Origin of the sequence: Butyricicoccus sp. AM27-36 (assembly GCF_003480945.1) — a bacterium.
Taxonomy (GTDB): Bacteria; Bacillota; Clostridia; order Oscillospirales; family Butyricicoccaceae; genus Agathobaculum; species Agathobaculum butyriciproducens.
This window is the reverse complement of sequence record NZ_QUJR01000005.1, coordinates 98,677-123,410: the sequence shown is the minus strand read 5'-3', so window position 1 is coordinate 123,410 and position 24,734 is coordinate 98,677. Positions and strand designations below refer to the sequence as shown.

The following is a 24,734-nucleotide window of genomic DNA, read 5'->3' as shown; positions in this document are numbered from 1 at the left end:
ATCCGCCTGCCTGCTGACTTTCCAAAGGAGGGATAGCAGTTGCAGGAAGAAGTAGACCAGAAAACCATAGCGTTAGCGGTTAAGACGGGCAAGCTCACCGCCCAAGTGCTGCAAGCGGCCATCCGAAAATATCTGGCCGCCCGGCAGAAAGGGACGGGCAAGGCCCATCACGGACAGCAGAGCTTACGGCAGCTCAAAAAGGACGGTTCCGCCCTGTCCAACATTGAGATCACCGACGCCAACATCGGCCTGTTTAAGCCCTGCGCCAAGAAATACGACATTGATTTTACCTTGCGGAAAGACCGCACTACCCATCCGCCCCGGTATATCGTGATCTTCAAATCCAAGCAGGCGGACAATCTGGAACAGGCGTTTAAGGAGTTTACGGCCAAGAAGCTCAAACAGCAGGAGCGCCCCTCCATCCGAAAGACCCTTGCCGTCCTGAAAGAAAAGGCAGCGGCCAGAAGCAGCCAGCAGGCCAAGGAGAAAATCAAGGAAAGGGGGCTGTCACGATGAAGCCGGAAATGAAAAAGCTGATCATCGCCAACCTGCCCTACCTGCTGTTTGTTTACCTGTTCGGCAAGCTGGGACAGACCTACCGGCTGGCGGCTGGGGCGGACTTGTCGGAAAAGCTATTGCACCTTGCGGACGGCTTTTCCCTTGCCTTTGAAAGCGCCGCCCCCAGCTTCCACCTGTTCGATCTGGCGGTGGGCGTGGCCGGTGCGGTGGCGCTGCGGCTGATGGTGTACTGCAAAAGCAAGAACGCCAAGAAATACCGCCGGGGTGTCGAGTACGGCAGCGCCCGTTGGGGCAGCCCCAAAGATATAGCCCCGTACATCGACCCGGTGTTTGACAACAACATCCTCCTGACCCAGACGGAACGCCTCACCATGAACAACCGGCCCAAAGACCCCAAGACCGCCCGGAACAAAAATGTGCTGGTGATCGGCGGTTCCGGCAGCGGCAAGACCCGGTTCTTTGTGAAGCCCAACCTCATGCAGTGCGTGTCCAAGGACTACCCGACCTCATTCGTGATTACCGACCCGAAAGGAAGTCTGATCGGCGAGGTGGGCCAGCTCCTTGTGCGGTGCGGCTACCGGGTAAAAGTGCTGAATACCATTAACTTTTCCAAGAGTATGCGCTACAACCCGTTTCGCTACATCCATTCGGAAAAGGACATTTTGAAGCTGGTAAACACTCTGATCTGTAACACCAAGGGCGAGGGCGAAAAAAGCGCCGAGGATTTTTGGATCAAATCGGAACGCCTGCTGTATTCGGCCCTCATTGGCTATATCTGGTACGAAGCGCCGGACGATGAAATGAATTTCACTACGCTGCTTGAAATGATAAATGCCAGTGAAGCCCGCGAGGACGACCCGGAATTTCAATCCCCGGTAGACCAGATGTTTGAACGGCTGGAAGAAAAAGACCCGGAACACTTTGCGGTGCGCCAGTACCGTAAATTCCTGCTGTCGGCGGGCAAGACCCGCAGCTCCATTTTGATAAGCTGCGGAGCCAGATTAGCGCCCTTTGACATCCGGGAGGTGCGGGAGCTGATGGAGGACGACGAACTGGAACTTGACACCATCGGGGACAAAAAAACAGCCCTGTTCCTGATTATGTCGGACACGGACACGACCTTTAATTTCATTCTGGCAATGGTGCAAAGCCAGCTCATAAACCTTTTGTGTGACCGGGCCGATGACAAATACGGCGGGCGGCTGCCCGTCCATGTGCGGCTGATTCTGGACGAGTTCGCCAACATCGGCCAGATTCCAAACTTTGACAAGCTGATCGCCACCATCCGAAGCCGGGAAATCTCGGCTTCTATTATTTTGCAGAGCCAGTCGCAGCTAAAGGCCATTTACAAGGACGCGGCGGAAATCATTTCCGACAACTGCGACTGTACGCTGTTCCTTAGTGGCAGGGGCAAGAACGCCAAGGAGATCGCGGAGGTGCTGGGCAAGGAAACCATTGACAGCTACAACCAGAGCGAGAACCGGGGCGCGCAGACCTCCCACGGACTGAACTACCAAAAACTCGGAAAGGAGCTGATGAGCCAAGACGAAATTGCAACGATGGACGGAGGCAAGTGTATTTTGCAGGTGCGCGGCGTGAGGCCGTTTTTCAGTGAGAAATACGACATCACCCGCCACCCCCGCTATAAATACCTCTCGGACGCTGACAAAAAGAACACCTTTGATGTGGACAGCTACCTGTCGTCCCTGCGCCGGAAAAGGCGGCGCGTGATAACGGAGGACGAACCCTTTGACCTCTACGACATTGAGCTGTCGGAGGAAGATTTTTCCGCAGAATAAAGCGGCCATAGAGAAAGGAGCGTGACCGATGGGACACTCGGACGAATGGACATTTGCGGATTATTTCAAGTATGAGAAAGAAATCTACCGGGCAATCATTTCCGCTGCGGTGCTGTGCCAGTGGATCGCAGAACATGATACCCCGCCCACGGACGGGGAAGCCGAAGAACTTGCAAGGGAAATAGACCGCAGACTGTGTGAAGCATGGGGCGAAATTTTTTCGCTGGCTGTGCTGGAATGGCGGGACGGCCAGTAACTCCGGGCCGTCTGCGGATTGTGAGGCTGCCGCTGTGTACGGCGGCTTTTTTGTACCCAAACACCATCACAATCTGAATTTATGGAGGTAAATTTATGGAATTTTTCAATAGTGCAGTTGATACTTTGCAGACCATCGTTGTGGGCCTCGGCGGAGCGCTTTGCGTATGGGGCGGCGTCAATCTTTTGGAGGGATACGGGGCGGACAACCCGGCGAGCAAGAGCCAAGGAATCAAGCAGCTTGTCGCCGGAGGAGGCGTTGCCCTGATCGGCATGACCCTTGTTCCGCTGCTGTCCGGGCTGCTGGGATAACCCCATGTGTGTTAGAAAACCCTCCGCGCCCTCTCTGATCTGGGAGGGCGCGGGAAAGGAGGTGTCCCCACATGATTGGTGATTTAATCGGGGAATGGATCAAAGGAATCCTGATCGACGGTATCATGGGCAACCTGTCCGGCCTGTTTAACACAGTCAATACCAAAGTCGGGGAAATCGCGTCGGATGTGGGCAGTACCCCGCAGGACTGGAACGGCGGCATTTTCTCCATGCTGCAAAACCTGTCCGAAACGGTGATCGTCCCCATTGCGGCGGCCATTCTCGCCCTTGTGATGTGCTATGAGCTGATCGACATGATCGTGGAAAAGAACAATATGCACGACTTCGACAGCTCCATGTTCTTCCGCTGGATTTTCAAAAGCGCCTTTGCCATTCTCATTGTGACGAACACATGGAATATCGTCATGGGCGTGTTTGACGCCACCCAGCAGGTCGTCAACCAAAGCGCCGGGGTGATTATCGGAGATACCAGCATTGATTTTGACACGCTGCTGCCCGATCTGGAAAGCCGCCTTGAAGCAATGGACATCGGACCGCTGCTGGGCCTGTGGTTCCAGACCCTTGTTGTGGGGCTGACGATGAACATTCTTTCCATCTGCATTTTCCTTGTGACCTATGGAAGAATGATTGAAATTTACGCCGTGACCGCATTGGGGCCGATCCCCCTTGCCACGCTGGGCAATGCAGAGTGGCGCGGCATGGGCCAGAACTACTTGAAATCCCTGCTTGCGCTGGGCTTCCAAGCCTTTTTAATCATGGTGGTTGTCGGGATTTATGCGGTGCTGATCCAGCAGATCGGAACCGCCGACGACATATCCGGCGCGATCTGGGGCTGTATGGGCTATACCGTTTTGCTTTGCTTCTGTCTGTTCAAGACCGGCAGCATATCGAAAGCCGTATTTACCGCACATTGACAGACAGGAGGAATACCAACCATCGAGGAAACACAAAAGAAAACCTACAACATCCTTTACGCCGACCCGCCGTGGAGATATGAGTGCAAACGGACAGGGGCGGCGGAACATCACTATCCCACCATGAGCATTGACGATCTGTGCGCCCTGCCGGTGGAAACGCTGGCGGGAAAAGACTGCCTCTTGTTTTTGTGGGCGACTTTCCCACAGCTCCCGGAGGCGCTGCGTCTGATTAAGGCGTGGGGCTTTTCCTTTAAGACCGTGGCCTTTATCTGGCTGAAATTGAACCGCAAAAGCCCCACATGGTTTTACGGACTGGGCTATTGGACGAGAGGAAACGCGGAAATCTGCCTGCTTGCCAAGCGGGGCCATCCCAAGCGTTACTCCAAAAGCGTCCATCAGTTTATCATTTCCCCGGTGGAGGAACACAGCAAGAAACCAGACATTACCCGCGAGAAAATCATAGCCCTTGCGGGCGACCTGCCCCGCGCAGAACTGTTTGCCAGACAGAAAACCCCCGGCTGGGATGTGTGGGGCAATGAATTGGACAGCGATTTTTCCCTGTCCGTACCAGAAACGAGGTGACTTTTTATGGCTTATGTAACTGTCCCCAAGGATTTAACCAAGGTCAAATCCAAGGTAGTATTCGGGCTGACGAAACGCCAGCTCATTTGTTTTGGCGGTGCGCTGCTTATTGGCGTCCCGCTTTTCTTTTTGATCCGGGGCCGCGTCCCGACCAGCGCGGCGGCGCTCATTATGGTGTTCGCCATGCTGCCGGGCTTTCTGCTGGCGCTTTACGAAAAACACGGCCAGCCCCTTGAAGTGGTGGTGCGCCAGATCGTAGAGTGCTGCTTCATCCAGCCCAAGGAACGGCCCTACCAGACCAACAACGCTTATACCGCCCTTGTGCGGCAATCCCAAATGGAAAAGGAGGTCAACGCCATTGTCCAAAAAGCAAAAGAACGAAACGAGCGCAAAAGCGCCGGTCAAGCTCACCCGCGCCGAAAAGAAAGAGATTCAGGCCGTCATCCGAAAGTATAAGGGCGACGGCAAGCCCCATTCGGCACAGGCCAGTATTCCCTATGAGGCCATGTATCAGGACGGCGTATGCCGGGTAACGCCCCGCACCTTTTCCAAGTGCATTGAGTTTACGGACATCAGCTACCAACTGGCGCAGGCGGACACCAAGACCGCCATCTTTGAAAACCTGTGCGACCTCTACAACTATCTGGACGCCTCCATTCATGTGCAGTTTTCCTTTATCAACCGCAAGATCGACCCCAAGCAGTACGCCAAGAGCTTTGAAATCCGGGCGCAGGGGGACGACTTCGACGACATCCGCAGCGAGTATTCCGACATTTTGCAAGACCAGCTTGTGAACGGGAACAACGGCCTGATGAAGCGGAAATTTATGACCTACACCATCGAGGCGGACAGCCTGAAAATGGCCCGCGCCAGACTGCGCCGGATCGAAACCGACCTTTTGGGCTATTTCAAGAGCATGGGGGCCTCCGCGTGGGGACTGGACGCCAAGCAGCGGCTGGAAGTCATGCACAGCATTTTCCACCCGGACGGGGAGCCGTTTTCTTTTGACTGGAAGTGGCTTGCCCCGTCGGGGCTTTCCACCAAGGACTTTATCGCCCCGTCCTCGTTCCGCTTCGGCAATGCCCGGATGTTCGGGCTGGGCGGCAAATACGGGGCGGTGAGCTTCCTGCAAATCCTCTCCCCGGAGCTGTCGGATGAAATGCTGGCCGACTTCCTCAACACAGAAAACGGCATTGTGGTGAACCTCCATGTGCAGGCCATCGACCAGAGCGACGCCATTAAGACGGTCAAGCGCAAGATCACCGACCTTGACGCCATGAAGATTCAGGAACAGAAACGGGCGGTAAGAAGTGGTTACGACATGGATATACTTCCCAGCGACCTTGCCACCTACGGGCAGGACGCCAAGGAGCTGTTAAAGACTTTGCAGAGCCGGAATGAAAGGATGTTCCAGCTTACCTTTTTGGTGCTGAACACCGCAGACACCCGGCAAAAGCTGGAAAACGATGTGTTCTGGGCTGCCGGGATCGCCCAGAAGTACAACTGCTCCCTTGTGCGGCTGGACTACCAGCAGGAACAGGGGCTTATGAGCAGCCTGCCGCTGGGGGCCAGCCACATCCAGATTGAACGCTCCCTGACGACTTCCAGCGTGGCCGTGTTCGTCCCCTTTGTGACGCAGGAGCTTTTTCAGGGCGGCGACGCCATGTATTACGGGATCAACGCCAAAACCGGCAACATGATTATGCTCGACCGCAAACGGGCGAGGTGTCCCAACGGGCTAAAGCTGGGGACACCGGGAAGCGGCAAAAGTATGAGCTGTAAATCCGAGATTTTGAGCGTGTTCCTCTGCACCCCGGACGATGTGTATATCTGTGATCCAGAAGCCGAGTATTACCCCCTTGTGAAGCGGCTGCATGGGCAGGTGGTGAAGCTGTCGCCTACCAGCAAAAACTATGTGAACCCGCTGGACATCAACCTGAATTACTCCGAGGATGAAAACCCGCTGGCCTTGAAATCCGACTTTGTGCTGTCGTTCTGTGAGCTTGTCATGGGCGGCAAGAACGGGCTGGAAGCCATTGAAAAGACGGTGATCGACCGGGCGGTACAGGTGATCTACCGACCTTATCTGGCAGACCCCAAGCCGGAAAATATGCCCATCCTTGCAGACCTGCATAAAGCCCTGTTAGACCAGCATATCCCGGAGGCTGACCGGGTGGCGCAGGCCCTTGACCTGTATGTGTCCGGCAGCCTAAATGTGTTCAACCACAGAACCAACATCGACATTCAAAACCGCATTGTGGCCTTTGACATCAAGGAACTGGGCAAGCAGCTAAAGAAAATCGGTATGCTCATTGTCCAAGACCAGATTTGGGGGCGCGTCACCCAAAACCGCAGCAAGGGCAAGGCGACATGGTATTTCTGTGATGAGTTCCACCTGCTTTTGCGTGAGGAACAGACGGCGGCCTTTTCCTGTGAGATTTGGAAGCGTTTTCGTAAGTGGGGCGGGATTCCCACAGGTGCGACGCAGAATGTAAAAGACCTGCTTTCCTCCCCGGAAATTGAGAACATTTTGGAAAACAGCGACTTTATCTGCCTGCTCAATCAGGCCAGCGGCGACCGCAAAATCCTTGCGGAACGGCTGAACATTTCGCCCCAGCAATTACGGTATGTGGACAATTCCGAACCCGGCGAGGGGCTTCTCATTTACGAAAATGTGATCCTGCCCTTTAAGAACCCCATCCCGAAAAACACCCAGCTCTACCAGATCATGACGACCCGGTTAGGCGAGGGGGCGACGGTATGAGCGCCTTAACACATTTCAGCCTGTTTTCCGGGATCGGCGGGATCGACCTTGCGGCGGAAGCCGCAGGGTTTACCACCGTATGCCAGTGCGAATGGGCGGATTTCCCGATGGAAGTTTTGAAAAAGCACTGGCCGCAGGTACCAAAATTCCGGGACATTACCACAGTGACAAAGGAGGCATTTTTTGAAAAAACAGGACGAGAAACCACCACACTTATTTCCGGGGGATTCCCCTGCCAGCCCTTTTCCAGTGCCGGGAAACAACGGGGATTTGAGGACGAACGGTATTTATGGCCCGAAATGCTCCGCGTTATCCGGGAACTGCACCCCTCTTGGGTGCTTGGAGAAAATGTTGCTGGCTTCATCCATCTGGGGCTCGACAAGACGGTTTTTGACTTGGAGCAGGCAGGCTACGCCGTTAGGGTTTTCGTACTTCCTGCTGTCGCCGTCGGCGCATGGCATGAGCGCAAAAGAACTTTCATCATCGGCCATGCTGCTTCCCACGCCCCTTGCCAGCGACACGGGGGATGTGGGGAAAACTGTCGATGTGCGGATGACCCCGACTGGGAGCTTCCGAAAATACAATCCCAGCGGAACCGTATGGACGGCGCGGCTGTCATGGGCGGTTTACAAACTGCTGGGCAGCCCGCCGGGGGATGTGAAACTGAATCCCGACTGGGTGGAATGGCTGATGGGATTCCCCCGGAGATGGACGGACATTCCATGTGGGCCAAAGAACCGGCGCAAATCCCGTACTTAATCAGCGACCCACCGGCGAATGTGGCAAAGCGGTTAAAGACTTTGGGAAACGCAGTTGTTCCCCCGCAGGTGTACCCCATCCTGCGCTATATTGCAGAGATTGAAACCGGGCGCTGCCGGAACAGACAGCAAGGAGGTGATCGGATATGGAACCCTTAAAACCCCGCGACAAGGTAACGCAGCACATGACCCGCGACGGCCTGACACTGGATAACCAGACCACCGGCGAAAGCGTCAATGTGTCCAGCCGGGAGGCCGAGCAGGAATACACCGCCCAGCCGGAGGGCGCGGCGGAAAAAATACTGGAACGGGCGGACGAACTGCACGACCGCCACAAGGCAAAGAAAGCGGCCAAGGACGCCGGGGAAACCGTGGCGCAGGCCACCGGCCCTGTTTCCCGGTTGCAGTTTACCGCCGAGGAACGGGCCTCCCCGGAGTTGGCCCCGTATATCAAAAAGGCAGAAAAACGGGCGGATCAGCTGGAAGCAGCCAAAGAAGCCTTGCCGAAAAAGCGTGTCGTCACCAAGGAAACCGTTTATGACGAGGCCAAGGGCAAGGCCAAAAGCAGGCTGTATTTTGACAAGGTGGAGAAATCCCCTCCCCAGCTCAAACCAAACCCGGCCAGCCGCCCCATACAGGAAGCCGGGCTTTACCTCCACGGAAAAATCCATGAGGTAGAACACGAAAATGTGGGCGTGGAGGGCGGCCACAAGGGGGAGGAACTGGCGGAACGGCAGGCGGGCCGCATGATCCGCAGCGGCGTCCACCGCCACAAGCTCAAACCCTACCGGGCCGCAGCCAAGGCCGAGCGAAAGTCCATCGCCGCCAACGCCGAGTTTGCGTATCAAAAATCCCTGCGGGACAACCCGGAGCTGGCGCAGGCGACCAAGAACCCCGTTTCCCGCTTCTGGCAGAAACAGCACATCAAGCGGGAATATGCCAAGGCAGCAAGGGCGGCGGGCCAGACCGCACAGGGGGCGGCAAGCACCGCCAAGACCACGGCTGCCGCAGCCAAGAAAGCCGCAGAGAAAAGCAGACAGGCCGCGTCCTTTGCCGCCCGGCACTGGAAAGGGGCGCTGATCGTCGGCGGCGTAGGCCTTATGCTCCTGCTGGTGATGGGCGGCTTGCAATCCTGCACCGCCATGTTTGGCAGCACCGGGACGGGCCTTGCCGCCACCTCCTATCTCTCCGAGGACAGCGATATGCTGGGAGCCGAAGCCGCCTATGGCGCGCTGGAAGCAGACTTGCAGCACGAACTTGACAACTACGAAAGCCTGCACCCCGGTTATGACGAATACCGTTTCGATCTGGACGAGATCAAGCATGACCCCTATGTGCTGACCTCCATCCTCTCCGCGCTGCATAACGGCGTGTTCACTTTGGGGGAGGTACAGGGCGATCTTGCTATGCTCTTTGAAAAACAGTACATCCTGACCCAGACCATCGAAACGGAAACCCGCTACCGCACCGAAACGAGGACGGACAGCGAGGGAAACACCTACATCGTGGAAGTACCCTACACTTACTACATCTGCAATGTGAAGCTGGAAAACTTTGACCTGTCCCACCTGCCCATCTACATTCTCACCGAGGAACAGATGGGCTTTTATGCTGCCTATATGCAGACTTTGGGCAACCGGCCAGACCTGTTCCCCAACGGCAGCTATCCCCACGCCTCCACCCCGAAAGAGCCGACCTACTATGAAATCCCCCCGGAGGCGCTAAAGGACGAAGCCTTTGCCGCCATGATCGCCGAGGCGGAAAAGTATGTGGGCTATCCCTATGTGTGGGGCGGCAGCTCCCCAAGCACCAGCTTTGATTGTTCCGGCTTCATTAGCTGGGTTATCAATCATTCCGGCTGGAATGTGGGACGCCAGACGGCGCAGGGGCTTTACAACATCTGCACTCCCGTTTCCCCGGAGCAGGCCAAGCCCGGCGACCTTGTATTTTTCGTCGGCACTTATGACACTGCCGGGATGTCCCATGTGGGGCTGTATGTGGGAAATTCGGTCATGCTGCACTGCGGAGACCCCATTTCCTACACAAACCTCAATTCAAGCTACTGGCAGCAGCATTTTTATTGTTACGGGCGGTTGCCTTAAACGCCAGAAAGGAGTAAATCACTATGGCAATGAACAAATTGGAGCGCATTGAAAAGGATATTGAGAAAACCAAGGGCAAGATCGCGGAGCTGCAAAAGCAGCTTCGGGAGCTGGAAGCGGCCAAGACCGAACAGGAAAACTTGCAGATCGTCCAGCTTGTGCGCGGCCTCAACATGACCCCGCAGGAGTTCGCCGCCTTTGTGCGCGGCGGCGCGTTGCAGGCGGCCCCGGCCCCGATCCCGGACTTTGAACAGGAGGACAGCGCCCATGAAGAAATCTAAACTGTTCCGCACCTTGACGCTGGCTGTGGCCGCTGCGCTCTGCATGGCGACCACGACCGTTACCGCCTACGCCGGGGGCGCTGACCCTGACCCTGTGCCGCTGCCGGAAACCACCGAGGCCCCCGCAGAAGTGCCGGAGGAAACCGAAGAACCTACCACCGGCGGCATGGAGCCGGTGGGCGTACCCGTCACCCCGCAGGGCAACGCTACGCTGGTGGATGATTTTTTCGGGGATAAGCAGCTTATCACCGTCACCACCAAGGCCGGGAATTATTTTTATATCCTGATCGACCGGGCCAACGAGGACAAGGAAACGGCGGTGCATTTCCTCAACCAAGTGGACGACGCCGACCTGCAAGCCTTGTTGGAGGACGGGAAAAAAGAGCCGGAGGTCTGCAACTGTACGGCCAAGTGTCAAGCCGGGGCCGTCAATACGGCCTGCCCGGTCTGTAAAAACAACCTGACCGCCTGCAACGGGCCGGAGCCTAAACCCCAGCCGGAGGAAGAAAAGCCGCAGGAGGAAAAGCCAAGCGGCATGGGCGGCCTTGTGGTGTTCTTTGTGGTGGTGCTGCTGGGCGGCGGCGCAGCCCTCTACTTCCTGAAATTCAAAAAGGAAAAAGCCGACACCACAGGAAATGACGATCTGGCCGAGTATGACTTTGGCGAGGACGAGGACGACGAGGACGAAGCCCCGGAGCCGGACGAGGATATGACAAGTGAAGATGGAAATAAGGAGGACGAAGTATGAGCTATCAGTTAGTAATTGCAGAGAAACCAAGCGTAGCCCGCAGCATTGCGGGCGTGATCGGCGCGGACAAGAAACAGGACGGCTACATGGAGGGGAACGGCTATCTGGTGAGCTGGTGTATCGGCCACCTTGTTTCCCTTGCCGACGCTGGGACTTATGACGAGCGTTTCAAAAAATGGCGCTATGACGACCTGCCGATTCTGCCGCAGGAATGGCAGTACATCATTCCCGACGATAAGAAAAAGCAGTTTGACACCCTGCGTTCTTTGATGGAGCGCCCCGATGTTACCGGCCTTGTGTGTGCCACCGACGCCGGGCGCGAGGGGGAATTGATTTTCCGTTTCGTCTACCGGATGGCGGGCTGCAAGAAACCGTTTCAGCGCCTTTGGATTTCCAGCATGGAGGACGCGGCCATCAAAGACGGCTTTGCCCACCTGAAACCGGGAACCGATTATGATAACCTGTATCAGTCGGCCCTTTGCCGGGCGCAGGCGGATTGGCTGGTGGGGATCAACGCGACCCGGCTGTTCTCCATCCTCCACCATAAGACCCTGACCGTGGGCCGTGTCCAGACACCGACCCTCAAAATGCTGGTTGACCGGGAGGCCAAGATCAGCAGCTTTCAGAAAGAGAAATACCACATTGTTCAGATCGCGGCGGGCGGCATGGAGGCGGCCAGTGAACGCATGGGAAACGCAGACGACGCCAAGGCCCTGAAAGCCGCCTGTGAAACGGCGCAGGCCGTTTGTGTGTCGGTAACACGGGAGAAAAAGACGGAGCAGCCGCCCCGCCTCTATGACCTCACCACCTTGCAGCGGGAGGCAAACCGGCTGTTTGGATTTACCGCCAAGCAGACCCTTGACTATGCCCAACAGCTTTACGAAAAGAAGCTGCTGACCTATCCCCGCACCGACAGCCAGTATTTGACCGATGATATGCTGCCAACGGCGGAAAGCCTTGTGTCCGGCCTGTGGCCGCTGCTTCCCTTTGCGGCGGGGCTTGACCTGTCCCCGCAGTTTGGCCGGGTGCTGAACAGCAAAAAGGTAAGCGACCACCACGCCATTGTCCCGACGATGGAATTTGTGCAGAAAGGCTTTGACGGGCTGGCCGAGGGGGAAAAGAAACTGCTGTCCCTTGTGTGCTGCAAGCTGCTGTGCGCCGTGGCCGCGCCCCATGTGTACGAGGCTGTCACCGCCACATTCACCTGTGCCGGGAAAACCTTTACCGCCAAGGGAAAGACCATCCTGACCCCCGGCTGGAAAGAGCTTGACCGCCGATTTAAGGCGTCGTTCAAAACAGACGCCGACGACACCGCCCCGGAGCTTGCGCGGGAACTGCTGGAGATCACCGAGGGACAGACCTTTGACAAGGTAACTGCCACAGTCACCGAGCATTTCACCGCACCGCCAAAATCCTACACAGATGTGATATTTTGTGAGCGTAAGGAGTGGATAGGAATTGAAGAAAGGAGTTCAGCATGAGAAGAAAAAAAGATAAAAGCAATGGCATTACTGCTTTGTATGAAAGACTGTCTCGTGATGATGATAATGCTGGAGAGAGTAACAGTATCGTTCATCAAAAGCAAATGCTTGAAGATTATGCTATAAAACATGGCTTTACGAATCTTGTTCATTTTACCGATGATGGTTGGAGTGGAGCGACCTTTGACAGACCTTCATGGAACAGACTTGTTGAAGGTGTTAAAAACGGAGAAATCACTGCCTGTATCTGCAAGGATATGTCCAGAATCGGCAGAGATCATCTGCAAGTAGGTTTTTTCACTGACATTCTGTTTAGAGAAAAGGAAGTTCGATTTATAGCAATCAATAATGGTATTGACAGTGACCGTCAAGAAACCAGTGAGTTTGCCCCTTTTCTGAATATCATGAATGAGTGGTTTGTCAGGGACACAAGTAAGAAAATTAAAGCTGTACTGAAATCCAGAGGTTCTTCCGGCAACGCTCATACAAGTAATATCCCACCATACGGCTATTTGAAAGACCCCGAAAACCCCGACCATTGGATTATTGATGAAGAAGCTGCTGAAGTAGTCCGCAGAATTTATCGCATGACTATTGAGGGAAAAGGACCTTATCAGATAGCAAGAGAACTTTCAGAAGAAAAAATAGAAAGACCGTCTTATTATCTTGGAAAAAAGGGACTTGGAAATCATGCAAGCAACTATGACAAAGAAAATCCGTATATGTGGCGAGGAAATCAGGTTACTACTCTGATTGCCCGACCAGAGTATATCGGAAAGACTGTCAACTTCAGGACATTCAAAAATTCCTATAAGGACAAAAAGACGAAAAGGGCAGACAAGGAAGATTGGGTGGTTTTTGATGATACACAAGAGCCTATTGTCGATGAAGAAACATGGCTGCTTGCTCAAAAGTTAAGACAGAATGTAAGAAAAGCAGATCCTATGGGCGAGCCTAATGTTCTGACCGGAAAGATTTACTGTGCTGATTGTGGTGCGCCGATGTATAATCACAGGCAGCGGAAAGGGCGAGAAAGAATATACTATACTGCCAAAGGCGAAAAAAGGACAAGTTATTCCAATCCGGCAGATTGTTATGAATGTTCCACTTATAATCTTGCTTATCAGAAGTATGATCGTCACTGTACTTGCCACCATATTTCAACAAAAGCACTTAAAAGCATCATTCTGAAAACCATACAGGAGACTTGCCATTATGTTTCTTTGAATGAGCAGGAGTTTGTCTATTCTCTGCAAGAAGAATCGGCGATGAAAGATATTGCTGTTTCTGAAACTGTAAAAAACCGCATTGAAAGAAATCAGAAGCGAGTTCACGAACTGGATATGCTTATCAGGAAAATCTATGAAGATAATGTGATTGGAAGATTGCCGGACAGACTTTTTCAGAGTATGCTTACTGATTATGAAAATGAGCAGAACGAGCTGAACAAGATTATTGAGACTGACACCGCTGATATGCAACGGATTATAGGCGGTCAAAATAATGTGGAGCGTTTTCTAAAGCTGGTCAAAAAGTATGAGAACATTACAGAACTTACTCCTGCCATGATAAATGAATTTATCGACAAAATTCTGGTTCACGAGCCACAAGGAAAAGGTGCAGACCGCACCACAGAGGTGGAGATATATCTTAACTATGTCGGGCAATTTCAAGTACCTGTGGAGCAGCATGAACCAACCGAGGAAGAAAGGATTGCTGCTGAAAAAGAGGCGGAACGACTTCGCAGAAAACGAGAATCCAATCGTAAGTATATGAAAAAGATTCGTGAGAAATCAAAAGAATTTGCGGAGCATGAGCGTATAGCAGAAGAAAAAAGCTCTGATAGCAATGTGTGTGTTGAACAGAACGCCACAAGCAAATCAAATCGGCAAAAAGTGAAAGGAGAAAAAATAGCATGACAGAATTGAAACCACGAATCCATGATGAAAGCAATGGTCTGGACTATGTTCTTGTGGGCGATTACTATGTGCCGGACTTGAAGCTGCCGGAGGAACACCGCCCTATCGGTATGTGGGGCAGACTGCACAGGACATATTTGGAGCAGTACCGCCCTGCAAGGTTATCTGCCCTCTGTTTATCCGGCGAACTGCATACTTACCTTGCTGACCTGAACGAACAGGCAGCGGAAAGGTGCAGCCTTATCATTGAGCAGATGAAACAAGCCGAGGGTGTGACCGAAACCATGAAAGCAGATAATCAGATGTTGTGGGTACAGTCCATAAACTCTATCCGTAACCGAGCCGAAGAAATCATCAGACAGGAAATGATTTACTGCTGATTTTATCAAGTCCAAAACCAACAATTTTATATCGTCAACGAAGCGACAGGTATTTCCTTATGAAGTGTCTGTCGCTTTTCATTTATCAAACTTTAAGGAGGAAAACACAATGAAGATGAACCGGAATGAAATGGAAGCCCTTTATGCCTTTGGCTGTCCGAACCTGAAAGCAACTGTCGAGCGTTTGCGTATGGTGGCTGCCCTTGCACCCGATCCGGTGGCGAAGAAGCTGTTTTATATGCTTTCCGTCAAGCTGAGTGCTGAGGGTGTTGAAAGGTGGTATCGTTGCTTTTACCGCAGGCTGAGGGTGTTGAAAAACCGTAGGGAGGGCTGCTATGACGAGACTGACAAAGATTGAGAAAGAAACAATCGTTCTCTTTAATGAGGGCGAGGACAAGGCAAATATCTACACCCACAACGCCGGATTGAAAAAGAGGTTGGCTGCTTTTGCTAAGAAGTACCCTGACCTTTGCCGACTGGAAAAATCCAATGTTCAAGGCGGTGTTTCTTATGAGCTGGCAAAGTCCCGTCTGTCTATCCGTTTCCTGCCGCCTTACAGTGAGGAACGCAGACAGAAAGCCAGTGAATATGCGAAAAAGCATGGGCTGAACAGCCAGCAGGGATAATGTGATAATCAGGGCTGATATGCGGTTAAAATGTCAGGTGCAGACCTGATGTTTTGACCGTTGCCTATCGCCTGTGAGGAAAGTATCGGGGACTATGGATTTTGCGGAAATGTGCGTTATAGGTAAGTAAAAAACTACTTGATAGAGCGTGAATTGAATTGTTCATATCGGTATGATATAATTTACTGAAATGAAGCAAGAAGGTGGACTTTTGTATGAAAAAATTTTTGAAAATATTGCTAATCATTGTAGGAATAGTTTTTTTGATTTTTGCAGCGCTGATATGTATTGGACTGTTTGTTGATTATGATGACCATATTGAAAATGGTCGTTATACTTATGTTCCGGAAGATGACAATAAAGACAATGCATATGTCGAATTCAATTTGAGTGATTACGATAAAAAGGATTCTGAACTCATATATTATAGTTCTGTCGAAGAAGCTATTTTGAATTCTCCTTTGAATGCTGAAAATGAAGAATTTTCTGTTCCAGAAGATTTTCTTAATCATGTTGATGAAATATTGCATATATGGAATGGCAAACAGTATGATACTATTTTCTATCGGGCAGGAAGCGATAACGATCCCGTTCAAGGTTTTGTGATGGCACGCTGCAAAAAACAGGTGGAGGAAGCAAGTGTACAATATGCGTTTGTAAATGCTACACCAGCTACCACTACACCAGATACCACTTATGGGGGAGACTTCAAAAAATTTATCCATTTATCTTTAACAATAAGTGATATTCAACAAGACTTAAATCCAAATTATCCGGATACCAGATTCGTTTTTGGCTATGCACATGATAAAGAAATTTACTCATTAGAAGTAGAAGGTCAAAAGCCAGATGGGATTATAGAATATGAAGAATATGGTAGAACGATGTATATGTGGTATTATAACGATTTGAAAAGCAATAAAAGAGGCGATTGTCTGAGCTACTCAGTAGATGTGCCAGAGTAATTTTTCAAATTGGCTAATCTGCCACAACTGAATATGACCGTCAAGGTCAGATGAAGAAACCGATGTATTGAGCGTAAAGCGATCATGCGTCGGTTTTTCTTATTTCATGAGCTGACAGAATTCCGACTGTATATCACCCGTGAGGAAAGTATCGGGGGCTATGGATTTTGCATAAATGCGCGTTACAAGGCTTGAACAGGAACTCTGCACACAAATTTTTTCTTCCATTCGTTAAGTTGATGAAGTATAATGAAAAATAAGATAAAGTTAATTCTTGGAGGTGTTATTCATGTTTGGTTTTAAGAAAAATGAAAAGCCAACGCTCATTATTGAAGCAAAAGATCTAATGGAAATTATCAAGTCTGATTATGATAATGATATGGCTTTTACTCTTATTGAGTTTTCCTATAATGAGAAAAAATATGTGATGGGTTCCTGTGTTTTACCTGCTAACGCAGAGGAATGTAAAGAAAATATATCTTTTATATTTCAAGACAGAGTTTTTGAAAGTTTTGAGGAATTTCAAACTGCTATTATTATAGATAATAAAAACATCTTACAATTAGAAAAACCTCTTGAAATTTTAAGAGCAGGAATTATTGATAATGAGCCTATGCTGAAAACGCCATGGGGAGATAAAAGATTAGCTGATAAAGCTGTTAATAAATAGCGTGTCGCTTTGAAAGGAGTACAAATTTATGGCATTATTGATGTTTAGAACTTTTGGAGTGATTATAGTATCATTTATAGTCTTAATTATGTATGTTTTGCATAGAAAGAAAAATGGGAAGTTTATAAAACGAAAGGCTGTCAATGAAGAAGAAAAAATAAAATATCAAAAATGGGAAAAAATAATCAATGTGATGGCAGTTGTTGGGTTATTGATTCTCGGTATATTTATAACTGTTCCTTGTTGCTTGGATATACCTTATTTACTATCTAACAATTTAGTTGAAGTTACCGGAGAAGTTACACAAGGTGCAATGTCAGGAGAAAACTCTAATAGTGAAAGAAGAATACATATTAGAGATGAGAAAACTGGAGAAGAACATTCATTAAAATATTGGGGAACAGGTAGCGATTTAGGAGATAAGATAACTGTAAGGTATTTACCACACACAGAATATGGGTATGTAGTTGAATAGAATAAAAATAAATATCCTATTTTGTTTTGGGAAATTTGTAGATTACCTGTAATCTGCCACAACTGAATATGACCGTCAAGGTCAGATAAAGAAACCGATGTATTGAGCGTAAAGCGATCATGCGTCGGTTTTTCTTATTTCATGAGCTGACAGAATTCCGACTGTATATCGCCTGTGAGGAAAGTATCGGGGACTATGGATTTTGCAGAATTGTGCGTTACAAGGCTTGAACAGGAACTCTGTACACAAAATTTTTTCTTCCATTCTTTAAGTTGATGAAGTATAATGAGATATGAAAAAGTGAGGTTTTAAATACTCGAATTTAAACAATCATTTTTATATAGCTGGAACTATGGAGGGCAAAAAATGAATGATTTTTTACGAATGTGTTTGAATATAATTACACAAATAGGCCCCTATTTAGTTGTACTTCTTCTTTTGAAATATCTTATAAATCTTCAACAAAAGAGAGCTAAAGAACGAGAGGAAGAACAGAAAAAGGGAATAATTAGAACGCATTATACAATAAAAACAGAGAAAACATTGACTATTATATTTGTTTTTGGAATTTTATTTACAGGAGGTTGTACTGTAGCAAGTGCTATCCAACAGGATGATATATTTCCTCCCTTGGTATTTGGCATTGCATTTGTTGTGTTTTTTATAGGCTCATTGAATATGATTATGTGGAAACTGGAAGTGGATGAAGATGAAATCACATGGCGTTCAACTTTTGGCAGAAAGAGAACTTTTCACTTTGAAGATATTACCTATTGCGAGAGAAGGAAAGGTTCTATGCGTGTATATGTAAATGGAGAAAAATTATTTACCATTGATAGTAATATTGACAAAGAAGAATTTATGGAGGACATAAAAAGAAGAAGAATCCCTGTAAAATCTTACTGGGCAAATCAGCATAAGAAAAATCGTAAATGACATAGATTTTATAACAGTACGATGTTAGACAACTGAATATGACCGTAAAGGAAGATGAAATATGAAAAAAGAGTTGAAACAAATATTGCTTATATGTTTATTTTTAATTATTGGTTGTGTACTTGGTTATTTTGTAGCACTTAATCAAATGAATCAACTTAGTGACCCTGAGTACATTGCGTTTTGGACAAGTCAAAATATGTCTGTTCCTGAACCATTAGGATTTACAAGAAGTATTCTTTCTTTTGGATTGCTTTTTGCTGGAATACCAACAGGTTTGATTTTTTATAGTGGTTTAGTTAAGAAATGGCTAACTCCTATCGCACCTAAAATTATAATTGGATTTGTTACTTTCCCGATTTATACACTTGCTGGAGTAATCGGTTCAATTCCTTTTATCATCTATAAAGGAATTTTTCTATTCAAAAATAATAGATGTAAATGACAACGAGCTTTTCAAGAGTAGGGTGTTTATCAACTACTTTTTAAGGCAACCACGCAAGGACGATCAGCTACATAGTTGGTCGTTTTTGTTTATCCATTTGCAGATTATCCGTAATCTGCCACAACTGAATATGAACGTTAAGGTCAGATGAAGAAACCGATGTATTGAGCGTAAAGCGATCATGCGTCGGTTTTTCTTTTTGCAAAATAGTCCGGTGGACTGTTTTGTAAAACCGAAGGAACTGACGGAGCTTGGGACGGGGCGAAGTCAGTTTGTTCGGGCGGGAGTACGGAGGGTGCAACCCTTTGTGCATGGGTACAGGGAATGCAATATCCCTGTGCAGGTCAAGGGCGGCAGCCTTGCCCAGTTAAGTGGCGTTTCGCCACTTAGTACTGGGTATTACTTGACGCAGAAAGCCGCAAGGAATCAGCTTCGCTGCCCTTCTCCCCTGTCGGGGAAATCAAAAAGAAAAGGAGGAACTCATGTGAAATTAACAAGACACAATGGACGAGCCGGAAAGAATGGCGTTTATAATCCGAAGCACAATGACCGCAGTTTTGACATTGCCAACAGCGAACACATTGACGAAGAACGAGCCAAACAAAATCTCTATTGGGACTGTTACAATGGCTTCCGCAATTTCAAAAATCCCGAAAAGGAAAATGAGCTGTCTGCCACTTTTGAAGATGTGGAACAGCTTTTTTATCGTCAGCGGTATCGTGATTTTGTGACCGGACAGAACGAAAGAAATGTGAAGAACCGACACCCTGAAAGAAATAAGGAAACCGGAGATTTACTCAAAAGCAAAAAGACCTGTCCAGAGGAAACGGTCTATCAGATTGGAACGCTTGATAATCATGTTCCACCGGAATTGCTCATTGAGATCGTCACAGAATTTATGGAAATCGTAAATGAGCGTTTCGGTTCTCATGTCCATATCCTGAATTGGGCTCTGCACTTGGATGAAAGTACCCCTCATATTCACGAGCGTCATGTGTTCGACTGTGAAAATCAATATGGGGAGATTGCCCCACAACAGGAAAAGGCTTTGGAAGCACTGGGGTTTGAACTGCCGGAACCGGAGAAGCCTGTCGGAAGAAAAAATAACCGCAAGATGACTTTCGATTCAGCTTGCCGAGTGCTGCTGTTTGATGTGGCGAAAAAGCATGGCTTACAACTGGAAGAAGAACCGGAATATGGTGGTCGTGCATATCTGGAAAAACAGGACTATATTCTTTTCAAGCAAAAGGAGCAACTGGCAGCACAGGAGCAAAAGCTGGAAGAACTCACGATGAAGATTGAGGATGTGGAAGCTCTGGTGGACGAGGTTGCCGATATTGCCTATGACAAGGCGGTTGAGGTCGTTGCTGATACTGTGAAACTGGAAACGCACAAGGAGGATATTAAGCTGGTGGAGCAGTCTAAGGCATGGGTTCTCTCCCCTGAGCGTAAGGCTTCAAAGAAAGAAATCGAGTATGCAACGAAACGATTGGATGGCGTGATTGCCAGAATCACAAACGCTATGAAATCAACCATTCAGAAAATTCAAACCACGCTGATGAAACCGGAGGTCAAAAAAGCCGGAACGGAGCAAATCAAGAAGAAAGCCAAAAGTTCCATTATAGAGCAGTTGAGCCGAAAAAAGAAAGAAATGGCAGAGCGTGAAGTCAGCCGGACACTTCCGGCGAAAAGCAAAAAACAGGATATGGAACTCTAAAGCACTTGCTGTTTTCACTTTGAAAATGACAGGTGCTTTTGCTTTAGGAAGCAAGAAAATATCTTCCATTCTTTAGGTTGATGAAGTATAATGATAGTAAGAAATTTTTTGTAATGACCTTAATCCAATAAGTGATTTTGCAATTATCAAGTAAAGGATGTAATTATATGAAGAAAGTACTGTTGCTTTTCAGTGTGATTATTATACTCGGTTTAACAGGCTGCTCTAACAAATATTTCAATGACTGGTTTAGCTCTGAACAAAATGAAACGGATAAGATGTGTCAACAAATTATCGAGGCATGTAAGCAACAGGATTCAGAGAAACTCAAATCTCTATTTTCCGAAGAAAGCAAAAAGAACATTGAGAATTTAGACACTGAAATCTCTGCTTTTTTCGATTATATTGAGGGCAGTATCCAAAGTTTTGAGGGCGATTGTGCATCATCAAGTGAAAGCAACTATGGTAAAAGGAAAACGGAATTGGATGGTATGTATCTCATATTGACAGAGAAGGAACGGTATTGTATGAATTTTTATATGTATAGTGAGGATGATGAAAATGCCCAAAATGTGGGGATATATAAAATTGAAATTGCATTAGAGAGCGAAGTGGCTGAGGATAATTTTATATGGGATAATCCCCCAAACGGTATTTTTGTTGGAGGACAAAATTGATTTTTGTTATGAGAGAACATTAAAGTATAAATTTCGGATGGTATAAGAAAAACTGACTACAATTAAATCTTCACAGCTTTACTAAGCAAGAGATCCGAATGATATGCTCCCTTCATGATGACAGTTTGTTTTTTCACTGTCTCTCATAAAGGGAGCATATCAGAAAAGGTCTCCTGCTTTTTTTCCCAAAAACTGAATATGGAACTCTAAGGCACTTGCTGTTTTCGTTTTGAAAATGACAGGTGCTTTTGCTTTAGGGAGCAAGAAAATATCTTCCATTCTTTAGGTTGATGAAGTATAATGTAAGCAACAAACTTGAAGTTTAAGGGAATGATATTATGGATTTTGCTATATTTAGATTGTTTATAAGAGTTTCATTATTTGTTATAGCTTTAATTGCTTGCATTATCTATCTAATTAAAAAAAGAAAACTTATCTATTCGATATTTTTTGATAAAGAAGCGATAAAAAAAGAATATACTGGAAAAAATGATATAATATTTCTTCGATTGGCTAATACCATTCTTGTTATAGTAGCTATTCTTTTAATCTTATATTTGAAAGATTTTGTTTTAGATATGCCTTACATCATAAACAAACAGTATAGTTATGCAGAAGGATATGTAACTGAACAATCTCATGGTGGTGCAGATATATCTTCTGAAAGAAGAAGTATTTTTCTATATGATAAAGTTAAAGATGATGAAATCGAAATCACAGTATTTTCAAGGTATGTTGATAAAAATACTTATTTAAAGGTACAATATCTTCCGCATACGAAATATGGTGCTATTGTAGAAAATAAATAATTCATTCTAAAAAGAAAAATCCCAGTTTGTATAACTGGCAACCCAACCACAATTAAATCTTCACAGCTTTGCTAAGCAGGAAATCTGAAAAGGTCTCCTGCTTTTTTGCACCTAAAATTAAATATGGAACTTTAAGGCACTTGCTATTTTCGTTTTGAAAATGACAGGTGCTTTTTTCGTTTCAGGAAAGGAGTCACATGAATGTATTTGAAATTGTAAAAGAAAATGTTACTGCCCGACAAGCCGCAGAAGCCTATGGCTTGAAAGTGGGTCGCACAGGTATGGCGTGCTGTCCGTTTCACTCGGATATGTCCCCCAGTATGAAGCTGGATGAACGCTATTACTGTTTTGGCTGCGGAGCAACCGGAGACGCTGTTGATCTCACAGCGAAGCTATTCGGTATCGGGCTGAGGGAAGCTGCTGTCAAACTTGCTGAAGATTTTGGTCTTAACTATGACAGCCGACAAAAGCCCAGTGTCCGCCCTCGTATTCGTGAGCCGACACCGGAGCAGAAATATCAAAAAGAAGAAAATCATTGCTACAAGGTGCTGACGGATTATTTTCATCTTCTTAGAGAATGGGAAAAGAAATACGCTCCTAAACAGCCGGATGAGGAATGGAATCCTCTGTTTGCAGAAGCACTGTATAAGAAGAACTATATCGAATATCTGCTTGATATTCTTCTGTATGGTTCATTGGAGGAACGAAAAGCACTTGTGGCAGAACAGAGAAAGGAGGTGTTGAAACTTGAACAACGAATTGCAGAACTGTCAGCAGACAGAACCATGCACAGTAGAAGAAATCCGAAACAGCTTAGAGCAGAGCGAGAAAGGTAAGGTTTATAATACTGCCGCAAATTATAAGCGTGTTCTGCAATATGACCCACTTTTGAAAGGAGCTATCCGAAAAAATCTTCTGACCGAAAGAATCGACATTGTGAAGCCCCTCGGTTGGTATCGTGACAGCCCGACATTGACGGATGTGGATGTGAAATATCTGCTCCTATATTTTGAAGAAAACTATGGATTGACCGTAGAAAAGAAAATCATAGACGCAGTTGCGGTTATTGCCAACGAAAACCGTTACCACCCTGTCTGCGATTTTCTCAATGCCCTACACTGGGACGGAACGGAACGCATACGCTTCTGTCTGCACCGCTTTCTCGGTTCTGATACAGATGATTACACCTATGAAGCATTGAAGTTGTTTCTGTTGGGTGCTATCTCACGAGCCTTTAAGCCGGGGTGCAAATTTGAGGTAATGCTCTGTCTTGTAGGCGGTCAGGGAGCCGGAAAGTCCTCTTTCTTCCGTTTGCTTGCGGTCAATGATGATTGGTTCTCTGATGACTTGAAGAAGCTGGATGATGAAAATGTGTACCGCAAAATGCAGGGGCATTGGATTATTGAAATGTCGGAAATGATTGCAACCGCCAACGCTAAGAGCATTGAAGAAATCAAGTCCTTTCTGAGCCGCCAAAAGGAAACCTATAAGATACCCTATGAAACACATCCGGCAGACAGAAAACGACAATGTGTGTTTGGAGGTTCTTCCAATACCCTTGACTTTCTTCCCCTCGACCGAACAGGCAACCGCCGCTTCGTTCCGGTTATGGTCTATCCTGAAAGGGCTGAGGTTCATATTTTGGCAGATGAACAGGCTTCAAGAGAGTATATCAATCAGATGTGGGCAGAAGCTATGGAGATTTACAGAAGCGGAAATTTCCGTCTGAGATTCAGTCCGGCTATGAACGCTTATCTGAAAGCCCACCAAAAGGACTTTATGCCGGAGGACACAAAGGCAGGACAGATTTTAGACTATTTGGAACGCTATTCCGGCAGCATGGTCTGTTCCAAACAGCTTTATAAGGAAGCACTGGGGCATGATTATGACGAACCGAAACAATGGGAACTGCGAGAGATCAACGACATTATGAATAACGCTGTCACAGGCTGGAGGGCGTTCAGCAATCCTAGGTATTTTCCAGAGCCTTACCGCAGACAAAAAGGCTGGGAGCGTATCAGGAACGACAACGAGCCTGACAACAGCATGGATGGTTTTCAAGAAATCCCGACAGAGGAAATGGAACAGTTAGGGCTTCCGGAAGAATGGTTGAAGCAAAAATAAAAGCTCGTTGTCGCTTCGGTTGTCGAGCCGGTTGTCGGTCTGGTTGTCGGGCAAAAATCCCGAAAGCCTTGATATTGCGGCACTTTTCCCTCTCTGACAACCATGACAACCAATATTATAAAGAAAAAGGAAATAGTAAAAAGATAGTATCGCCCGATAAAGAAAAAAGGTTTTCTGATGTCCGTTGTCGGAACTTCGTTGTCAGACCTTTCCTTGTCGGGCTTTTTTCATTCAAGGAGGAATATCGTATGACAAATATTGTGAACAGTACACTACCCACCCCAAATAACCATTCGGAGAAAAACAAACCGGATGGAGTTTTTGTGATTAAGCAAGGCAAAACAAATTATAAAGTCAAAGTGTTTTTTGACCATAGTAGCGGTTTGACTGCTGAGGACAGATTGAAACGCATTATTCAGGCAGAAGCAGAGAGAGAATCTGCGTAAGTAATA

27 protein-coding genes and 1 pseudogene are annotated in these 24,734 nt (G+C 47.8%); all 28 read left to right on the top strand.

Annotated features, from left to right (window positions below; genetic code table 11):
* Positions 1-39 precede the first annotated feature (39 nt).
* The 28 genes and pseudogenes from DW724_RS08475 (at position 40) to DW724_RS08335 (ending at position 24,728) form a co-directional block, all read left to right on the top strand.
* Complete coding sequence (locus tag DW724_RS08475) at positions 40-516, top strand: PcfB family protein (RefSeq protein WP_003509387.1); 477 nt, start codon at positions 40-42, stop codon at positions 514-516.
* Entirely contained in the window at positions 513-2,318 is a 1,806-nt protein-coding gene (locus DW724_RS08470; protein ID WP_118591929.1) for a VirD4-like conjugal transfer protein, CD1115 family, read from the top strand. Before DW724_RS08475 ends, DW724_RS08470 begins: the two co-directional genes overlap by 4 nt.
* A 28-nt stretch (positions 2,319-2,346) precedes the next feature.
* Complete coding sequence (locus DW724_RS08465; protein ID WP_005946702.1) at positions 2,347-2,574, top strand: hypothetical protein; 228 nt, start codon at positions 2,347-2,349, stop codon at positions 2,572-2,574.
* 95 nt (positions 2,575-2,669) lie between these two features.
* Positions 2,670-2,885: a Maff2 family mobile element protein gene (locus DW724_RS08460; RefSeq protein ID WP_002566673.1), complete on the top strand. Its 216-nt coding sequence runs from the start codon at positions 2,670-2,672 to the stop codon at positions 2,883-2,885.
* Positions 2,886-2,956: 71 nt separating this feature from the next.
* Positions 2,957-3,820, top strand: coding sequence for a VirB6/TrbL-like conjugal transfer protein, CD1112 family (locus DW724_RS08455; RefSeq protein WP_005946756.1), 864 nt, complete (start codon positions 2,957-2,959; stop codon positions 3,818-3,820).
* 51 nt (positions 3,821-3,871) lie between these two features.
* Positions 3,872-4,405, top strand: coding sequence for an MT-A70 family methyltransferase (locus tag DW724_RS08450; protein ID WP_442861275.1), 534 nt, complete (start codon positions 3,872-3,874; stop codon positions 4,403-4,405).
* A 6-nt stretch (positions 4,406-4,411) separates the two neighbouring features.
* Positions 4,412-4,861, top strand: coding sequence for a PrgI family protein (locus tag DW724_RS08445; protein WP_022788455.1), 450 nt, complete (start codon positions 4,412-4,414; stop codon positions 4,859-4,861).
* The gene (locus tag DW724_RS08440; RefSeq protein WP_106999807.1) at positions 4,764-7,169 is read left to right on the top strand and encodes a VirB4-like conjugal transfer ATPase, CD1110 family; all 2,406 of its coding nucleotides are present in this window, start codon (positions 4,764-4,766) and stop codon (positions 7,167-7,169) included. The genes DW724_RS08445 and DW724_RS08440 overlap by 98 nt, the downstream gene beginning before the upstream one ends.
* Positions 7,166-8,086 carry a DNA cytosine methyltransferase gene (locus DW724_RS08435; RefSeq protein WP_117485244.1) on the top strand — a complete coding sequence of 307 codons (921 nt, stop codon included), beginning with the start codon at positions 7,166-7,168 and terminating at the stop codon, positions 8,084-8,086. The genes DW724_RS08440 and DW724_RS08435 overlap by 4 nt, the downstream gene beginning before the upstream one ends.
* Positions 8,074-10,029, top strand: a complete 1,956-nt coding sequence (locus DW724_RS08430; RefSeq protein ID WP_118761185.1) for a C40 family peptidase — start codon at positions 8,074-8,076, stop codon at positions 10,027-10,029. Before DW724_RS08435 ends, DW724_RS08430 begins: the two co-directional genes overlap by 13 nt.
* 23 nt (positions 10,030-10,052) lie before the next feature.
* Positions 10,053-10,310, top strand: coding sequence for a DUF4315 family protein (locus tag DW724_RS08425; protein WP_003509287.1), 258 nt, complete (start codon positions 10,053-10,055; stop codon positions 10,308-10,310).
* Entirely contained in the window at positions 10,297-11,058 is a 762-nt protein-coding gene (locus DW724_RS08420) for a DUF4366 domain-containing protein (RefSeq protein WP_055200130.1), read from the top strand. The genes DW724_RS08425 and DW724_RS08420 overlap by 14 nt, the downstream gene beginning before the upstream one ends.
* Positions 11,055-12,482, top strand: a pseudogene (locus DW724_RS08415) (DNA topoisomerase); the annotation flags it as partial. The gene DW724_RS08420 and the pseudogene DW724_RS08415, both read left to right, overlap by 4 nt.
* Before the next feature lie 53 nt (positions 12,483-12,535).
* Positions 12,536-14,458 (top strand): recombinase family protein, encoded by a 1,923-nt coding sequence (locus tag DW724_RS08410; RefSeq protein WP_003023119.1) that lies wholly within the window; start codon positions 12,536-12,538, stop codon positions 14,456-14,458.
* The gene (locus DW724_RS08405) at positions 14,455-14,838 is read left to right on the top strand and encodes a TnpV protein (protein ID WP_117553176.1); all 384 of its coding nucleotides are present in this window, start codon (positions 14,455-14,457) and stop codon (positions 14,836-14,838) included. Before DW724_RS08410 ends, DW724_RS08405 begins: the two co-directional genes overlap by 4 nt.
* 109 nt (positions 14,839-14,947) lie before the next feature.
* Positions 14,948-15,196 (top strand): ferredoxin, encoded by a 249-nt coding sequence (locus DW724_RS08400; RefSeq protein ID WP_117553177.1) that lies wholly within the window; start codon positions 14,948-14,950, stop codon positions 15,194-15,196.
* A complete protein-coding gene (locus DW724_RS08395) occupies positions 15,174-15,464 on the top strand; it encodes a hypothetical protein (protein WP_005930793.1) in 291 nt (96 codons plus the stop codon). Before DW724_RS08400 ends, DW724_RS08395 begins: the two co-directional genes overlap by 23 nt.
* 215 nt (positions 15,465-15,679) lie before the next feature.
* A complete protein-coding gene (locus DW724_RS08390; RefSeq protein ID WP_117553178.1) occupies positions 15,680-16,429 on the top strand; it encodes a hypothetical protein in 750 nt (249 codons plus the stop codon).
* A 289-nt stretch (positions 16,430-16,718) separates the two neighbouring features.
* On the top strand, positions 16,719-17,099 hold the full coding sequence (locus DW724_RS08385; RefSeq protein ID WP_003023131.1) for a hypothetical protein: 381 nt from the start codon (positions 16,719-16,721) through the stop codon (positions 17,097-17,099).
* 28 nt (positions 17,100-17,127) lie between these two features.
* Positions 17,128-17,574: a hypothetical protein gene (locus tag DW724_RS08380; protein WP_003023134.1), complete on the top strand. Its 447-nt coding sequence runs from the start codon at positions 17,128-17,130 to the stop codon at positions 17,572-17,574.
* Between the two features lie 366 nt (positions 17,575-17,940).
* A complete protein-coding gene (locus DW724_RS08375) occupies positions 17,941-18,510 on the top strand; it encodes a DUF6560 family protein (protein ID WP_118710272.1) in 570 nt (189 codons plus the stop codon).
* A 61-nt stretch (positions 18,511-18,571) separates the two neighbouring features.
* Positions 18,572-18,955, top strand: a complete 384-nt coding sequence (locus tag DW724_RS08370) for a hypothetical protein (RefSeq protein WP_003021642.1) — start codon at positions 18,572-18,574, stop codon at positions 18,953-18,955.
* 484 nt (positions 18,956-19,439) lie between these two features.
* A complete protein-coding gene (locus DW724_RS08365) occupies positions 19,440-20,672 on the top strand; it encodes a plasmid recombination protein (RefSeq protein ID WP_241522615.1) in 1,233 nt (410 codons plus the stop codon).
* A 167-nt stretch (positions 20,673-20,839) separates the two neighbouring features.
* A complete protein-coding gene (locus tag DW724_RS08360) occupies positions 20,840-21,349 on the top strand; it encodes a DUF5104 domain-containing protein (RefSeq protein ID WP_024720781.1) in 510 nt (169 codons plus the stop codon).
* A gap of 338 nt (positions 21,350-21,687) precedes the next feature.
* On the top strand, positions 21,688-22,158 hold the full coding sequence (locus DW724_RS08355; protein ID WP_022616344.1) for a hypothetical protein: 471 nt from the start codon (positions 21,688-21,690) through the stop codon (positions 22,156-22,158).
* A gap of 197 nt (positions 22,159-22,355) precedes the next feature.
* On the top strand, positions 22,356-22,994 hold the full coding sequence (locus tag DW724_RS08350; RefSeq protein WP_117553179.1) for a CHC2 zinc finger domain-containing protein: 639 nt from the start codon (positions 22,356-22,358) through the stop codon (positions 22,992-22,994).
* Positions 22,918-24,282, top strand: coding sequence for a virulence-associated E family protein (locus DW724_RS08345; protein WP_204987892.1), 1,365 nt, complete (start codon positions 22,918-22,920; stop codon positions 24,280-24,282). The genes DW724_RS08350 and DW724_RS08345 overlap by 77 nt, the downstream gene beginning before the upstream one ends.
* 248 nt (positions 24,283-24,530) lie before the next feature.
* A complete protein-coding gene (locus DW724_RS08335) occupies positions 24,531-24,728 on the top strand; it encodes a hypothetical protein (RefSeq protein ID WP_005335835.1) in 198 nt (65 codons plus the stop codon).
* The last annotated feature ends 6 nt before the right edge of the window (positions 24,729-24,734 follow it).

What these genes read in the sequence shown, in the direction of transcription:
- DW724_RS08405 (WP_117553176.1), top strand. Translation starts at nt 14,455, where the DNA reads ATGACAGAATTGAAACCACGAATCCATGATGAAAGCAATGGTCTGGAC.
- DW724_RS08370 (WP_003021642.1), top strand. Translation starts at nt 18,572, where the DNA reads ATGAAAAAAGAGTTGAAACAAATATTGCTTATATGTTTATTTTTAATT.
- DW724_RS08390 (WP_117553178.1), top strand. Translation starts at nt 15,680, where the DNA reads ATGAAAAAATTTTTGAAAATATTGCTAATCATTGTAGGAATAGTTTTT.
- DW724_RS08385 (WP_003023131.1), top strand. Translation starts at nt 16,719, where the DNA reads ATGTTTGGTTTTAAGAAAAATGAAAAGCCAACGCTCATTATTGAAGCA.
- DW724_RS08435 (WP_117485244.1), top strand. Translation starts at nt 7,166, where the DNA reads ATGAGCGCCTTAACACATTTCAGCCTGTTTTCCGGGATCGGCGGGATC.
- DW724_RS08460 (WP_002566673.1), top strand. Translation starts at nt 2,670, where the DNA reads ATGGAATTTTTCAATAGTGCAGTTGATACTTTGCAGACCATCGTTGTG.
- DW724_RS08400 (WP_117553177.1), top strand. Translation starts at nt 14,948, where the DNA reads ATGAAGATGAACCGGAATGAAATGGAAGCCCTTTATGCCTTTGGCTGT.
- DW724_RS08350 (WP_117553179.1), top strand. Translation starts at nt 22,356, where the DNA reads ATGAATGTATTTGAAATTGTAAAAGAAAATGTTACTGCCCGACAAGCC.
- DW724_RS08360 (WP_024720781.1), top strand. Translation starts at nt 20,840, where the DNA reads ATGAAGAAAGTACTGTTGCTTTTCAGTGTGATTATTATACTCGGTTTA.
- DW724_RS08455 (WP_005946756.1), top strand. Translation starts at nt 2,957, where the DNA reads ATGATTGGTGATTTAATCGGGGAATGGATCAAAGGAATCCTGATCGAC.
- DW724_RS08375 (WP_118710272.1), top strand. Translation starts at nt 17,941, where the DNA reads ATGAATGATTTTTTACGAATGTGTTTGAATATAATTACACAAATAGGC.
- DW724_RS08470 (WP_118591929.1), top strand. Translation starts at nt 513, where the DNA reads ATGAAGCCGGAAATGAAAAAGCTGATCATCGCCAACCTGCCCTACCTG.
- DW724_RS08395 (WP_005930793.1), top strand. Translation starts at nt 15,174, where the DNA reads ATGACGAGACTGACAAAGATTGAGAAAGAAACAATCGTTCTCTTTAAT.
- DW724_RS08420 (WP_055200130.1), top strand. Translation starts at nt 10,297, where the DNA reads ATGAAGAAATCTAAACTGTTCCGCACCTTGACGCTGGCTGTGGCCGCT.
- DW724_RS08430 (WP_118761185.1), top strand. Translation starts at nt 8,074, where the DNA reads ATGGAACCCTTAAAACCCCGCGACAAGGTAACGCAGCACATGACCCGC.
- DW724_RS08410 (WP_003023119.1), top strand. Translation starts at nt 12,536, where the DNA reads ATGAGAAGAAAAAAAGATAAAAGCAATGGCATTACTGCTTTGTATGAA.
- DW724_RS08465 (WP_005946702.1), top strand. Translation starts at nt 2,347, where the DNA reads ATGGGACACTCGGACGAATGGACATTTGCGGATTATTTCAAGTATGAG.
- DW724_RS08445 (WP_022788455.1), top strand. Translation starts at nt 4,412, where the DNA reads ATGGCTTATGTAACTGTCCCCAAGGATTTAACCAAGGTCAAATCCAAG.
- DW724_RS08380 (WP_003023134.1), top strand. Translation starts at nt 17,128, where the DNA reads ATGGCATTATTGATGTTTAGAACTTTTGGAGTGATTATAGTATCATTT.
- DW724_RS08425 (WP_003509287.1), top strand. Translation starts at nt 10,053, where the DNA reads ATGGCAATGAACAAATTGGAGCGCATTGAAAAGGATATTGAGAAAACC.
- DW724_RS08355 (WP_022616344.1), top strand. Translation starts at nt 21,688, where the DNA reads ATGGATTTTGCTATATTTAGATTGTTTATAAGAGTTTCATTATTTGTT.
- DW724_RS08335 (WP_005335835.1), top strand. Translation starts at nt 24,531, where the DNA reads ATGACAAATATTGTGAACAGTACACTACCCACCCCAAATAACCATTCG.